At 62.1% G+C, this 10,166-nt stretch carries 11 protein-coding genes; 7 read left to right on the top strand and 4 right to left on the bottom strand.

Going from position 1 to position 10,166, the window contains the following annotated elements; all coding sequences use genetic code 11:
- Window positions 1-345 (top strand): DUF1028 domain-containing protein (locus tag MOV61_RS24930; protein WP_247138517.1); only part of this gene is annotated, 345 nt, incomplete at its 5' end.
- An 11-nt stretch (window positions 346-356) separates the two neighbouring features.
- Window positions 357-2,168, top strand: coding sequence for an ABC transporter ATP-binding protein (locus tag MOV61_RS24925; protein ID WP_247138516.1), 1,812 nt, complete (start codon window positions 357-359; stop codon window positions 2,166-2,168).
- Window positions 2,169-2,280: 112 nt separating this feature from the next.
- Here the strand turns inward: MOV61_RS24925 and radC are convergent, their stop codons facing one another.
- Window positions 2,281-3,084 (bottom strand): RadC family protein, encoded by an 804-nt coding sequence (gene radC, locus MOV61_RS24920; protein ID WP_038586259.1) that lies wholly within the window; start codon window positions 3,082-3,084, stop codon window positions 2,281-2,283.
- 3 nt (window positions 3,085-3,087) lie between these two features.
- Window positions 3,088-3,924 (bottom strand): type I methionyl aminopeptidase, encoded by an 837-nt coding sequence (gene map / locus MOV61_RS24915; RefSeq protein WP_247138515.1) that lies wholly within the window; start codon window positions 3,922-3,924, stop codon window positions 3,088-3,090.
- 175 nt (window positions 3,925-4,099) lie between these two features.
- On the opposite strand from map, the gene MOV61_RS24910 reads away from it, so the two are divergent.
- A complete protein-coding gene (locus MOV61_RS24910) occupies window positions 4,100-4,348 on the top strand; it encodes a type II toxin-antitoxin system Phd/YefM family antitoxin (protein WP_038586265.1) in 249 nt (82 codons plus the stop codon).
- A complete protein-coding gene (locus MOV61_RS24905) occupies window positions 4,338-4,619 on the top strand; it encodes a type II toxin-antitoxin system RelE/ParE family toxin (RefSeq protein ID WP_247033317.1) in 282 nt (93 codons plus the stop codon). Before MOV61_RS24910 ends, MOV61_RS24905 begins: the two co-directional genes overlap by 11 nt.
- On the opposite strand, the gene sfsA is transcribed toward MOV61_RS24905, so the two are convergent.
- Together sfsA and MOV61_RS24895 are read right to left on the bottom strand one after the other, a co-directional pair.
- Window positions 4,595-5,323, bottom strand: coding sequence for a DNA/RNA nuclease SfsA (gene sfsA / locus MOV61_RS24900; protein ID WP_247033318.1), 729 nt, complete (start codon window positions 5,321-5,323; stop codon window positions 4,595-4,597). The two genes, MOV61_RS24905 and sfsA, sit on opposite strands and share 25 nt — an antisense overlap.
- 11 nt (window positions 5,324-5,334) lie before the next feature.
- A complete protein-coding gene (locus MOV61_RS24895) occupies window positions 5,335-7,194 on the bottom strand; it encodes an alpha/beta hydrolase (RefSeq protein WP_038542478.1) in 1,860 nt (619 codons plus the stop codon).
- Between the two features lie 123 nt (window positions 7,195-7,317).
- Between MOV61_RS24895 and MOV61_RS24890 the strand changes: the two genes are divergently transcribed.
- From MOV61_RS24890 to MOV61_RS24880, 3 genes are all read left to right on the top strand, one after another.
- The gene (locus MOV61_RS24890) at window positions 7,318-7,719 is read left to right on the top strand and encodes a hypothetical protein (RefSeq protein ID WP_247138514.1); all 402 of its coding nucleotides are present in this window, start codon (window positions 7,318-7,320) and stop codon (window positions 7,717-7,719) included.
- A 162-nt stretch (window positions 7,720-7,881) separates the two neighbouring features.
- Window positions 7,882-9,099, top strand: a complete 1,218-nt coding sequence (locus tag MOV61_RS24885) for an LL-diaminopimelate aminotransferase (RefSeq protein WP_038542482.1) — start codon at window positions 7,882-7,884, stop codon at window positions 9,097-9,099.
- A 63-nt stretch (window positions 9,100-9,162) separates the two neighbouring features.
- A partial coding sequence (locus MOV61_RS24880) for a homoserine dehydrogenase (RefSeq protein WP_247138513.1) occupies window positions 9,163-10,166 on the top strand: 1,004 nt, incomplete at its 3' end.

Raw genomic sequence — 10,166 nt, 5'->3', positions numbered from 1 at the left:
CCGCTCGCCGAGCGCCTGCTCGCCGCCATGGATGCAGGCGAGGCCGCCGGCGGCGACAAGCGCGGCAAGCAGTCTGCCGCCATGGTCCTCTATCGCGACCAGGATTACCCGTGGCTGCGCATCAATGCCGACGATCACGCCGATCCGCTCGGCGAATTGCGGCGGCTCTATGCGGTGGCGCGGGAGCGTTTTCTGCATGTCGCCGAAACCATGCCGACGCGCGAAAACCCGCACGGCATGATCGACCGCCGGGTCATCGACCAGAAGATCGCCGAACTCGAAGCCGCCCGCGAGGCGGAAGGCTGCGCCTCGGCCTCCTTTGCCACCCCGTGGAAGCCCCAATGACGGAAGCCCCAATGACCGAGACACCTGTTCTTTCCGTCAGGAACCTGACGACATCCTTCCTGGTCGACGGCGAATGGAAAAGCGTCGTCCGCGACGTCTCCTTCGACGTGCATCCGGGCGAGACGGTCGCGATCGTCGGCGAAAGCGGCTCCGGCAAGAGCGTCACCTCGCTGTCGATCATGCGGCTGCTCGCGGCCAACACGAGCAGGATCGAGGGCAGCATCCTGCTCTCCGGGCGGGATCTCCTGTCGATCTCCGAAAAGGAGATGCGGGGCGTGCGCGGCAACGACGCCTCGATGATCTTCCAGGAGCCAATGACCTCGCTCAATCCGATCTTCACGATCGGGCGGCAGATCTCGGAAGTGCTGACGCGCCACAAGGGACTGACGAAAGCCCAGGCGCGCGCCGAAACCGTGCGCCTGCTCGAAAAGGTCCGCATCCCGAATTCCGGTGCCCGGTTCGACGATTATCCCCACCAGTTCTCCGGCGGCATGCGCCAGCGCGTGATGATCGCCATGGCGCTGGCGTCGAAGCCGAGGCTGCTGATCGCCGACGAACCGACCACCGCGCTCGATGTCACCATCCAGGGACAGATCCTCGATCTCATCAAGGTGCTGCAGGAGGAGGAGGGCATGTCGGTGCTCTTCATCACCCATGACATGGGTGTCGTCGCCGAGATCGCCGACCGCACCATCGTCATGTATCGCGGCGAGGCGGTCGAAAGCGGTCCGACCGAGGAGATCTTCCATCGCGGCAAGCACCCGTATACGCGGGCGCTTCTCTCCGCCGTGCCGCGACTCGGCTCGATGCAGGATCGCAAATGGCCGACCCGTTTCCCGGTCGTCGACATCGCTACCGGCGAGACCGTCGAGCCGAAGGAAGTCGCCGGCACCGTCGATACCCGCAAGACCCCGGTACTGGCGGTCAAGAACCTCGTCACCCGCTTCGCCGTCCGCTCCGGCCTTTTCGCGACACAGACGGGTTCCGTCCATGCGGTCGAGAACATTTCCTTCGACCTTTTCCAGGGCGAGACCTTGTCACTGGTCGGTGAATCCGGCTGCGGCAAGTCGACGACCGGCCGTTCGATCATGCGGCTGATCGAGCCCACCAGCGGCGAGGTGGCGCTCGACGGATATGATGTCCTGCGCCTCGATCAGACCGGACTGCGCGACATGCGCAAGACCATCCAGATGATCTTCCAGGATCCGTTCTCCTCGCTCAACCCACGTATGACGGTCGGCGCCGCAATCTCCGAACCTTTTGTCAAGCACAAGCTCGGCAACGCAAAGGAAGCGAAAGAGAAGACCGCCGACCTGCTCCGCAAGGTCGGCCTGTCGCCCGACATGGCAGGCCGTTATCCGCACGAATTTTCCGGGGGCCAGCGCCAGCGCATCGCCATTGCCCGCGCCCTGTCGCTCGATCCGAAGGTGATCGTCGCCGACGAAAGCGTCTCGGCGCTCGACGTCTCGATCAAGGCGCAGGTCTGCAACCTGCTTCTCGACCTGCAGCAGAGCCTCAATCTCGCCTTCCTTTTCATCAGCCATGACATGGCGGTGGTCGAACGGGTGAGCCATCGGGTGGCGGTCATGTATCTCGGCGAAATCGTCGAGATCGGCCCGCGCGCGGCGGTGTTCGACAATCCTCAGCATCCCTATACGAAAAAGCTGATGGCCGCCGTTCCGGTGCCGGACCCGGCCCGCCGCGGCATCCGTCGTGGCATTTCCAATGACGAATTGAAGAGCCCGGTCCGTCCGGTGGGTTTCCAGCCGCCGGCGCGCCAGTATCGCGAGGTTTCCGAAGGCCACATGGTGCAGGTGGCGTGACCTAACGATCTGCAACGAAATATGCTCTTTCGGTAAACTGCCAGTGCTTGATCCTTGGGCGCGCCGGGATCGGAAAAGGCATGCGGATACTCGTCACCGCCACGCCAAAAACTCAGATCAGCCTCAGTCCCTTCAGGCTGACATGGCCGTCCTTGCCGATGATGATGTGGTCGTGCACCGTGATACCGAGAGGTTTCGCGGTGTCGACGATCGTCTTCGTCATGTCGATATCGGCACGGGAAGGAGTGGGGTCGCCGCTCGGGTGGTTGTGCACGAGGATGATCGCAGTCGCTGACAGTTCGAGCGCCCGGCGCACGACTTCGCGCGGATAGACCGGCGTGTGGTCGACAGTGCCATGACCCTGCACCTCGTCGGCGATCAGCGCGTTGCGCTTGTCGAGAAAAAGGATGCGGAACTGTTCGCGGGGCTCGTAGGCCATGACCGCATGGCAATAGTCGATCACGGAAGACCAGGACGACAGGACCTGCTTGCCGCGCAGTTCGCTTTTCAGCATCCGCTGCCCGACGGTCGCAACGAGCTTCAGGTCGAGCGCCACCGCCTCGCCGACGCCCTTGATCTCCTGCAGCAATCCGAGCGGCGCGCCGAGAACTCCGGCAAGTGTTCCAAAGCGGGCGATCAGCGCCTTGGCAAGCGGTTTGGTATCCCGGCGGGGGATCGATCGGAACAGCAGGAGTTCGAGGATCTCGTAGTCCGCAAGCCCCGTATCGCCATGTTCGCGATATTTCGTTTTGAGGCGTTCGCGGTGGCCATGGTAATGCGCCGCCGGCTCGTCGTCCTCGGCAAGTGCCGGCTTCTTGATGGCTTTTGGCTTTGTCAGCTGTTCGGCGAAAAAGCCGCGCTCGTCCTCGACGAAGGACGCCTGTTCGTCCGGCGGAGGAGCGGAGCGGTTGGCCATCCGTTACCTCGAAAGCGGCGGCAGGCCGGGCCGGTCGAAGCCCCCCGGCGAGAGGGTGAAAATCTCGCAGCCGGTGGCGGTGACGCCGATCGCGTGTTCGTATTGCGCCGACAGCGACCGGTCGCGGGTGACCGCGGTCCAGCCGTCGGAAAGCACCTTCACATGCGGCTTGCCGAGATTGATCATCGGCTCGATGGTGAAGATCATCCCTTCCTTCATTTCCGGACCTTCGTCGGCGCGACCGTAATGGAGGATGTTCGGCGAGTCGTGGAAAAGCCGGCCGACGCCATGGCCGCAGAAATCGCGCACCACCGAGCAGCGCTCCGCTTCCGCATAGGTCTGGATCGCTTCTCCGATCGCCCCGGTGCGGGCGCCGGGACGGACTGCCTCGATGCCGCGCATCAGGCATTCGTAGGTGACTTCGAGCAGGCGCTCGGAGGCGCGCTTGATTTGGCCCACCGGATACATGCGGCTCGAATCCCCGTGCCAGCCGTCGAGGATATAGGTGACGTCGATATTGACGATATCGCCTTCCCGCAAAGGCTTGTCATCCGGAATGCCGTGGCAGACGACGTGATTGATCGAGGTGCAGGAGGATTTCGTGTAACCGCGATAATTCAGCGTCGCCGGCAACGCACCATGGTCCATGCCGAATTCGAAAACGAAGCGATCGATGGCATTGGTGGTGACGCCGGGCTGCACGATCGCCGCCAGCTCGTCGAGGCAGCGCGCCGTCAGCAGGCAGGCCTTGCGCATGCCGGCAAAGTCGTCCGCGGTATAGAGCCGGATCGAGCCCGTGTTTTTGAGGGGGGCGGAAACCGCCTCGATATAGTTGACCATGGTTCTTCTCTCGCAATCTCTCCGTTCATAAAGCAGCCGGCCCCGGTTCGTCCATGGCGATCGGAGATTTCAGCGCTTTTCTTCCCGACAATCCGAACGAGTAGATTTGAAACGAGCCTTTTAAAGTGCTTCTTATGGGTCTATACAAGGTGCGAATTGGAGCATTGGAGCCACCATGGTCAGCATCGTCCTCGCCGAGGTCACCGCCAGCGTTTCCGAACTGAAGCGCAACCCGATGGGTACCGTCGCAGCAGGAGACGGAGCTCCTGTCGCCATCCTCAATCGCAATGAGCCCGCCTTCTACTGCGTGCCTGCAAAGGCTTACGAAGCGATGATGGACCGGTTGGAAGACTTTGAGCTTAATGCGCTTGCCGACAGCCGGGCAGGCGAGACCGTCATCAAGGTAACGCTGGATGAGCTATGAGCTCGCGTTTCTGGATGTTGCGCTGAAGGAATGGCGCAAGCTCGACTCGAATATCCGCGAGCAGTTCAAGAAGAAATTGGCCGAACGCCTCGAAAATCCGCGCGTCGCTGCCGCCCAGCTTCATGGATCCAAGGACCGCTACAAAATTAAGCTGCGCTCCATCGGCTATCGCCTCGTCTATGAAGTTCGCGATACGCAACTGATCGTCTTGGTAGTCGCCGTCGGCAGACGGGATCGAGATGCGGTCTACAAAGCGGCCGAAAAACGATAGCCGAGATCTTCGATCGGGATCAGCCCCGACGGCGCGATTTCCTCCGGCGAAACGTGGCAATCGACGGCATAGGCCTCGACGCCGCGGGACTTGGCGCGCTCGAAGGCGAGCGCATAGAATGGGTCGAGATCTCCGCAGATACGGAAACGCGAACAGTCGTGCCGCTGGATGAGATAAATCATCACCGCCCGGTGACCGGCCTCCGCCATGTCGCCCAGCTCTTCCAGGTGTTTGGCACCGCGCTTGGTAACGGTGTCGGGGAATTCCGCCAGCCCCGGCTCACGGCAGAAGTGGACGTTCTTGACCTCCACATAGGCATTCGGCAGATCGCTGCCCAGAAGCAGGAAGTCGATGCGCGAATTGCGGCCGTAGCGCTGTTCACGCAGGATCGTCTCGTAACCGGCAAGGCTCGGGATCAGCCCGGCGTGGATCGCTTCTTCGGTGAGCCGGTTTGGCAGGCCGGTATTGATGCCGACGCGCTCGCCGTCCACCTCGACCATCTCGAACATGTGCCGGTATTTGCGGGTGGGGCTGTCGTGCAGCGACACCCAGATCTTCGAGCCTGGCGTCGTCAGCCCTCGCATCGAGCCGGTATTGGGGCAGGAGCCGGTAAACGGCGTGCCGTCCTCCAGCACGGCGTCGAACAGGAAGCGCTTGTAGCGTTGCAGGAGTGTCGCAGGCACGAGCGGCGGATCAAAACGCATCGGGATTAGGATCAGACGCGTTCGAGCACGTAGGTGCCGGGCGCATCGGCAATCGCATTGAGCGCCTTGCCGCCGGGCTTGCGGGCCGGCACGCGCTCGTCGTCCTTTGCCTCGACCCAGGCGTGCCAGTGCGGCCACCAGGAGCCCTTGTTTTCCTCGGCGCCCGTCAGCCAGTCTTCGTACTGGCCTTCGGCCTTGCCGCCGGTCCAGTACTGGTATTTCTGCTTGTCGGGCGGGTTGACGACGCCGGCGATGTGGCCCGAGCCGGTCAGCACGAAATCCACCGGTCCGCCAAACAGCGAGGAGCCGAGGAAGACCGATTTCGGCGGCGCGATATGGTCTTCCCGGGTGGCGAGATTGTAGACCGGGATCTTGATGTCCTTGAGCGAGATCGTCTTGCCGGCGAGCTTCATCTCGCCCTTGCTGAGCGTGTTGTCGAGATAGCAGTTGCGCAGGTAATAGGCGTGGTTGGCAGCCGCCATCCGTGTGCTGTCGGAATTCCAGTAGAGCAGGTCGAAGGGCATCGGTTCCTTGCCCTTGAGGTAGTTGCTGACCACGTAGGGCCAGATCAGTTCAGAGGCGCGCAACATGTTGAAGGCGGTGGCCATCTTCGAACCGTCGAGATAGCCGACCGCATTCATCTGCTTTTCCATCGCCGCGATCTGTTCCTCGTCGACGAACACCTTGAGATCGCCCGCATGGGTGAAATCCACCTGGGTGGTGAGGAAGGTCGCCGATGCGATGCGGCTGTTCTTCTTCTGGGCGTGATAGGCAAGCGTTGCCGCGAGTAGCGTTCCGCCGACGCAATAACCGATCGCATTGACCTGGCGTTCGCCGGTAGCCTTCTCGACCGTGGTCAGCGCGAAGTCGATCCCTTCGCGCATGTAGGATTCCCAGTCCTTCTTCGCATGGCGTTCATCGGGATTGACCCAGGAGATCACGAATACCGTGTGGCCCTGGTCGACGCACCACTTGATGAAGCTCTTCTGCGGGTTGAGGTCGAGGATATAGAACTTGTTGATCCACGGCGGGCAGATGAGGAGAGGGCGCTTCAGCACCGTTTCCGTCGATGGTTCGTACTGGATGACCTCGCAGACTTCGCTCTGGGCGATCACCTTGCCCGGCGTCAGCGCCATGTTGCGGCCGATCGCGAATTTGGTCGCGTCGGTATGGCGCAGCCTGAGGTCCCCGCCGCCGGCCGCGATGTCCTCGGCGAACATCTTCATGCCCGCCACTAGGTTGGCGCCATTGCTGGCGACGGTCTCGCGATACACTTCCGGATTGGTGAGAGCGAAATTGGCCGGCGAAAGGGCGGCCGTCACCTGCTTCACATAGAAGGCGGCCTTGTGCCGGGTGTGCTCGTCGAGCCCTTCGGCTTCGTTGACCAGCTTGTCCGCCCAGGAGGCGGTAACGAGGTAGAGCTGCCGGAGGAGGGCGAAGAAAGGGTTCTTCATCCAGTCATCGTCGGCGAAACGTTTGTCTTTCGGCAGGGTGTCGGCTTCGGGGGCGACTGGCTGGCCAGAGAATTGGCCCGAAAACTGATTGAGAGTGCGTGTCCAGATACCGATATAGCTGGAGAACAGCAGGGTCTGCGCCTCGAGCGTCCGCTTCGGATCCGAAATCCAGTATTCCGTGACCTTGGAAAGGGTCTTCACGAGGTCTGTCACCGGGTCCGCGACCGAATCGCCGACCTCGCCGCGTTCGCGGGGGCCGAGCCATTCCGATGCCGCCTTGCCCAGGTTTTCGAGCGCCCTGGCGAAGTTCATGGCGAGCGCCTGCGGGTCCTTGACCACATAGGCCTCGACCGATTTGGGGTCGAATCCCGGAAATTCCTGTCCGGCCCGCCCGTTATCCTCGGTCTTTTCCGCCACGCACGGCCTCCCCACAGTTTGTTAGTTGTTTTCGTTTGTACATTGTGCCTGAAAGCGAATACAAGTGCCAGCGATCGGCGCCTTCAGGTGCATTTGGCCGATGACGGAAACTGGGTTACGGAAATGGAAAAACTGAGGCATCGGATCAGCAGCTTACCGCTTTTCATCGGTCTTGGCGCGCTCTCTCTGCTGGCCGGCTGCAACAGCAACACCTTTGCTCTGGATGACGGTATTCCGAACACCGCACCGCCGGCCGTGGTCGTCCAAAGCAAGAACGCGCCGCCACCCGGTCCGGTCACCAAGCAGAACACCGGCGTCTATCCGAGCTTCGATCCGACGCTGCGCGCTGCGGCCGAGCAGATCGAGGACGAGGATTACAACAAGAGCGAGCCGCGCCTCGCATCGCTCGCCCGCCTGCGCAGATCCGGTTCGATCTCCGAAGCCGAATATCAGCGCCGGGTCGCCGAATACCGCAAGCTTGCCGCTGAGCACGGCAAGGACGCATTGGCGCATATCGCCAAGTAGCCCATATCGCCAAGTCGTCCGGGCAAACCAAGTCATCCGGGCCAGCCGATATCGGCAATTAGCACTTGCGTTTCGGCGCTTTTGGTCGCAAAGCAAAAAATCGCCAATCATGCGACACCGGCGCGTCGCGTCTGACGCTGCGCGCCTTCCACGGGGAGAAAGATGGAAGAGTTTCATAAAGTCCGACGCCTGCCGCCATACGTCTTCGAACAGGTTAACCGTTTGAAGGCCAGCGCGCGAGCGGGTGGCGCGGACATTATCGATCTCGGCATGGGCAATCCCGACCTTCCGACCCCGAAGGCGATCGTCGACAAGCTGTGCGAAGTGGTCCAGGACCCGCGCACCCACCGTTATTCGTCATCCAAGGGTATTCCCGGCCTTCGCCGCGCCCAGGCCGCCTATTACGCCCGCCGTTTCGGCGTGAAGCTCAACCCGGATACCCAGGTCGTTGCGACGCTTGGCTCCAAGGAAGGCTTCGCCAATATGGCGCAGGCGATCACAGCACCGGGCGACGTCATCCTCTGCCCCAACCCGACCTATCCGATCCACGCCTTCGGCTTCCTGATGGCCGGCGGCGTGATCCGCTCGATGTCGGTCGAGCCGGATGACAGCTTCTTTCCGCCGCTCGAACGCGCGGTAAAACATTCGATCCCGAAGCCGCTGGCGCTGATCCTCAACTATCCGTCCAACCCGACGGCGCATGTCGCTTCGCTGGACTTCTATAAGGAAGTGGTGAGCTTTGCGAAGAAGCACGACATCATCGTGCTGTCGGACCTTGCCTATTCGGAGATCTATTTCGACGGCGAACCGCCACCGTCCGTGCTGCAGGTGCCCGGCGCGATGGATATCGCCGTCGAGTTCACGTCGATGTCGAAGACCTTTTCCATGCCCGGCTGGCGCATCGGCTTTGCGGTCGGCAACGAACGGCTGATCTCGGCGCTGACCCGCGTCAAGTCCTACCTCGACTACGGCGCCTTCACGCCGATCCAGGTGGCCGCGACCCACGCGCTCAACGGTGACGGTTCCGACATTGCCGAAGTCCGCAATGTCTATAAACGCCGCCGCGACGTGATGGTCGACTCCTTCGGCAAGGCCGGTTTCGAAGTGCCGCCGCCGGCAGCCACCATGTTCGCCTGGGCCAAGATCCCGGAAAAGTTCCGTCACCTCGGCAGCCTCGAATTCTCCAAGCTGCTGGTCGAGAAGGCGGACGTCGCGGTCGCGCCGGGCATCGGATTCGGCGAGATGGGCGACGATTACGTTCGTCTGGCGCTGGTCGAGAACGAACACCGCATCCGCCAGGCGGCCCGCAACATCAAGAAGTTCCTGTCGACGGCCGACGAGACGATGCACAACGTCATCTCGCTCAACACGCGCCGCTGATCGGACCAGCATTTCCGGCGGCCCGCGTGGGCCGCCACCTCCCAGGCAATCAGGAAGAATAGCATGGCAGACGCCCTCAAAGTCGGCATTGCGGGTCTCGGCACTGTGGGTGCCTCGCTCGTCCGGATCATCCAGACCCGCGCGAATGAATTGGCAACGACGTGCGGCCGTGCGATCGAGATCACCGCAGTCACGGCACGCGACAGGTCGCGCGACCGCGGCATCGATATTTCCGGCATCGCCTGGTTCGACACGCCGGAAAAGATGGCCAACGAGGCCGATATCGACGTCTTTGTGGAACTGATGGGCGGCGCCTCGGGTGCTGCCGCCGATTCCGTCAAGGCAGCGCTGACGCGTGGTCTCCATGTGGTGACAGCCAACAAGGCGCTGCTTGCAGCGTCCGGTGTCGAGCTTGCCAAGATCGCCGAAGAGAAAAGCGTTCTTCTCAATTTCGAAGCAGCCGTCGCCGGCGGCATTCCGGTCATCAAGGCGCTCCGCGAGTCGCTGACCGGCAATACGGTCTCGCGCGTCTACGGCATCATGAACGGCACCTGCAACTACATCCTGACGCGGATGGAGAAGGAAGGCCTGTCGTTTGCCGATTGCCTCAAGGAAGCGCAGCGCCTCGGTTACGCCGAGGCCGACCCGGCCTTCGATATCGAGGGCAACGATACGGCTCACAAGCTTGCTATCCTGACGACGCTCGCCTTCGGCACTCAGATCGCCGCCGACGAGATCTATCTGGAAGGTATCAGCAATATCTCGATCGAGGACATCCACGCGGCAGCCGATCTCGGCTACCGCATCAAGCTGCTCGGCGTTGCCCAATTGACCGACAGCGGCATCGAGCAGCGCGTTCATCCGACCATGGTGCCGCATGACTCGGTCATCGCCCAGGTCGACGGCGTCACCAATGCGGTGGCGATCGAATCCGATATCCTCGGCGAACTGCTGATGGTCGGCCCCGGCGCCGGCGGCAACGCGACCGCTTCCGCCGTTCTTGGCGATATCGCTGATATCGCCAAGAGCAGCCCCGGCGCCCAGCGCGTTCCGGTCCTCGGCACTCC

Origin of the sequence: Neorhizobium sp. BETTINA12A (genome assembly GCF_023006485.1) — a bacterium.
Classification (GTDB): domain Bacteria; phylum Pseudomonadota; class Alphaproteobacteria; order Rhizobiales; family Rhizobiaceae; genus Neorhizobium.
Note: the sequence above shows the minus strand (reverse complement) of the source record. Positions and strands in the feature narration are given on the sequence as shown.

Bases quoted from the DNA above. Each gene is read 5' to 3' on its own strand.
- MOV61_RS24890 (WP_247138514.1), top strand. From the start codon at position 7,318: ATGGAAAAACTGAGGCATCGGATCAGCAGCTTACCGCTTTTCATCGGT.
- map (WP_247138515.1), bottom strand. From the start codon at position 3,924: ATGGTCAACTATATCGAGGCGGTTTCCGCCCCCCTCAAAAACACGGGC.
- MOV61_RS24925 (WP_247138516.1), top strand. From the start codon at position 357: ATGACCGAGACACCTGTTCTTTCCGTCAGGAACCTGACGACATCCTTC.
- MOV61_RS24905 (WP_247033317.1), top strand. From the start codon at position 4,338: ATGAGCTATGAGCTCGCGTTTCTGGATGTTGCGCTGAAGGAATGGCGC.
- MOV61_RS24885 (WP_038542482.1), top strand. From the start codon at position 7,882: ATGGAAGAGTTTCATAAAGTCCGACGCCTGCCGCCATACGTCTTCGAA.
- MOV61_RS24910 (WP_038586265.1), top strand. From the start codon at position 4,100: ATGGTCAGCATCGTCCTCGCCGAGGTCACCGCCAGCGTTTCCGAACTG.
- sfsA (WP_247033318.1), bottom strand. From the start codon at position 5,323: ATGCGTTTTGATCCGCCGCTCGTGCCTGCGACACTCCTGCAACGCTAC.
- radC (WP_038586259.1), bottom strand. From the start codon at position 3,084: ATGGCCAACCGCTCCGCTCCTCCGCCGGACGAACAGGCGTCCTTCGTC.